Here is a 3233-nt window from a genome sequence, read left to right as displayed (position 1 = left end):
TTGTTCTTTGACATTGTTGAGAGGGAAGAGAAGCGTAGGCGGCGGTGTCCTTGCGGGCGATTGGCAACAATCGCTGTGAGAATATCGACCTGATCTATGCTTTGGTGAGTACACCGTTTTCCGGGGCAACCTGGAGATGGAGGTGCTCTGTCAATTCAAGTGTAGTGACGATAGTCGAGATCAAATTCTTATCCAACTTGAGAGTTTGATCCTGGCTCAGAACGAACGCTGGCGGCAGGCTTAACACATGCAAGTCGAACGCATCCTTCGGGGTGAGTGGCAGACGGGTGAGTAACGCGTGGGAACGTGCCCTTCAGTTCGGAATAACCCAGGGAAACTTGGGCTAATACCGGATACGCCCGAAAGGGGAAAGATTGATCGCTGAAGGATCGGCCCGCGTCTGATTAGCTGGTTGGTGAGGTAATGGCTCACCAAGGCGACGATCAGTAGCTGGTCTGAGAGGATGATCAGCCACATTGGGACTGAGACACGGCCCAAACTCCTACGGGAGGCAGCAGTGGGGAATATTGGACAATGGGCGCAAGCCTGATCCAGCCATGCCGCGTGAGTGATGAAGGCCTTAGGGTTGTAAAGCTCTTTCAGCGGGGACGATAATGACGGTACCCGCAGAAGAAGCCCCGGCTAACTTCGTGCCAGCAGCCGCGGTAATACGAAGGGGGCTAGCGTTGTTCGGAATCACTGGGCGTAAAGGGCGCGTAGGCGGCTTTGTAAGTCGGGGGTGAAAGCCTGTGGCTCAACCACAGAATTGCCTTCGATACTGCATGGCTTGAGACCGGAAGAGGTTAGTGGAACTGCGAGTGTAGAGGTGAAATTCGTAGATATTCGCAAGAACACCAGTGGCGAAGGCGGCTGACTGGTCCGGTTCTGACGCTGAGGCGCGAAAGCGTGGGGAGCAAACAGGATTAGATACCCTGGTAGTCCACGCCGTAAACGATGAATGCCAGCCGTTGGCGAGCTTGCTCGTCAGTGGCGCAGCTAACGCTTTAAGCATTCCGCCTGGGGAGTACGGTCGCAAGATTAAAACTCAAAGGAATTGACGGGGGCCCGCACAAGCGGTGGAGCATGTGGTTTAATTCGAAGCAACGCGCAGAACCTTACCAGCCTTTGACATGTCCCGTCTGGGCCCTGGAGACAGGGTCCTTCAGTTCGGCTGGCGGGAACACAGGTGCTGCATGGCTGTCGTCAGCTCGTGTCGTGAGATGTTGGGTTAAGTCCCGCAACGAGCGCAACCCTCGCCCTTAGTTGCCATCATTCAGTTGGGCACTCTAAGGGGACTGCCGGTGATAAGCCGCGAGGAAGGTGGGGATGACGTCAAGTCCTCATGGCCCTTACGGGCTGGGCTACACACGTGCTACAATGGCGGTGACAAAGGGCAGCGAACCCGCGAGGGGGAGCTAATCCTCAAAAGCCGTCTCAGTTCGGATTGCACTCTGCAACTCGAGTGCATGAAGGCGGAATCGCTAGTAATCGTGGATCAGAACGCCACGGTGAATACGTTCCCGGGCCTTGTACACACCGCCCGTCACACCATGGGAGTTGGTCTTACCCGACGGCGCTGCGCCAACCGCAAGGAGGCAGGCGACCACGGTAGGGTCAGCGACTGGGGTGAAGTCGTAACAAGGTAGCCGTAGGGGAACCTGCGGCTGGATCACCTCCTTTCTAAGGACGATCTCTTATGAGAAGGCATTCGCCTCCTCTATCGGATCGCTTGGAACAATAAGGGTCAGTCAGACCCTGTTTTGCGGGACGCTGCCGTCTTCGCTTCTCTTCTCAATTCCGGATACATCGGGCGCGCCTGTTGGCGCGACTGGGGCCTGTAGCTCAGGTGGTTAGAGCGCACCCCTGATAAGGGTGAGGTCGGACGTTCGAGTCGTCCCAGGCCCACCATCTTGTCTTGGGGTTCGGCGAACCGTCGCCGGCGGCCGGTCGGCCTTCGCAAGAAGGTGGCGCGGGTCCGACGCGCAGCGTCGCAAGCCCGACCGGGCGTCCGCGCTGATGCGCGGGGCAGCCAAGGGAACGGACGTTCCCGCCGGCGCCTGAGGCCAAGCAACAACGGGGCCTTAGCTCAGCTGGGAGAGCGGTAGCTTTGCAAGCTTCAGGTCGTCGGTTCGATCCCGACAGGCTCCACCACTTATCTTGATGATCCGGAAGTCAAAGAGGTTCGTGCCCTGCCCTGTTGGGGTGAGCGCGGATGTTTGAAATCGTAAAGAGGCGGCATATTCGGCCAGCAGGCAACCTAGTCCTGCGAACCAGCCACGGCCCGCAGCCGTGTGCGCCGGATATGCTTGGCAAGCAAAACATGTCTTTGGAGCAATCCGAAGACAGGTCTTTCTTTTTTGGTCAGGTCCGGTCTTTGCCGAGCGGACATTGATCATGAGAGTAATCAAGTGTCGTAAGAGCATCTGGTGGATGCCTTGGCGCTGAGAGGCGATGAAGGACGTGGTACGCTGCGATAAGCCTTGGGGAGCTGCGAACGAGCTTTGATCCAAGGATCTCCGAATGGGGAAACCCCCCTTCGACCCTTTGTATTGTCAGTGCAGGAGATCCTCTTGCGTTGGCACTACGAGGGGTCAGATGAAGGGATTAGGCCCTGAATGAATAGGGGTTTAAGGCGAACCCGGGGAACTGAAACATCTAAGTACCCGGAGGAAAGGACATCAAACGAGACTCCGTTAGTAGTGGCGAGCGAACGCGGACCAGGCCAATGCCAACATGATCTTCACTAGAACCGTCTGGAAAGGCGGGCATGATGGGTGATAGCCCCGTATAGGACAGGGTGATTGTTGGATTTGAGTAAGGCGGGACACGTGCAATCCTGTCTGAACATGGGGGGACCACCCTCCAAGCCTAAGTACTCCTCAGCGACCGATAGTGAACCAGTACCGTGAGGGAAAGGTGAAAAGCACCCCGACGAGGGGAGTGAAACAGTTCCTGAAACCGGATGCTTACAAACAGTCGGAGCCCAAGGTTCGTCCTGGGTGACGGCGTACCTTTTGTATAATGGGTCAGCGACTTAAAGTAACGAGCAAGCTTAAGCCGATAGGTGGAGGCGCAGCGAAAGCGAGTCTGAACAGGGCGTTTGAGTTCGTTGCTTTAGACCCGAAACCGGGTGATCTAGCCATGAGCAGGTTGAAGGTGCGGTAACACGCACTGGAGGACCGAACCGGTGCCTGTTGAAAAAGTCTCGGATGACTTGTGGCTAGGGGTGAAAG

The 3233-nt window shown here is 56.6% G+C and carries 2 tRNA genes and 2 rRNA genes (1 of these 4 cut by a window edge); all 4 read left to right on the top strand.

Annotated elements, in window-relative coordinates:
• Positions 1 to 193 precede the first annotated feature (193 nt).
• Positions 194 to 1680 (top strand): 16S ribosomal RNA (locus VB672_RS22525).
• Between the two features lie 151 nt (positions 1681 to 1831).
• Positions 1832 to 1908, top strand: a tRNA-Ile gene (locus tag VB672_RS22520).
• A gap of 167 nt (positions 1909 to 2075) precedes the next feature.
• Positions 2076 to 2151, top strand: a tRNA-Ala gene (locus VB672_RS22515).
• Between the two features lie 251 nt (positions 2152 to 2402).
• Positions 2403 to 3233: ribosomal RNA gene (locus VB672_RS22510) — 23S ribosomal RNA — on the top strand; it runs 1979 nt beyond the window's last position.
• The 16S and 23S rRNA genes sit together here with 2 tRNA genes alongside, the layout of an rRNA operon.

The organism is Microvirga sp. CF3016 (genome assembly GCF_036314085.1).
GTDB lineage: Bacteria > Pseudomonadota > Alphaproteobacteria > Rhizobiales > Beijerinckiaceae > Microvirga.
This window is presented reverse-complemented; position numbering and strand designations above follow the sequence as displayed.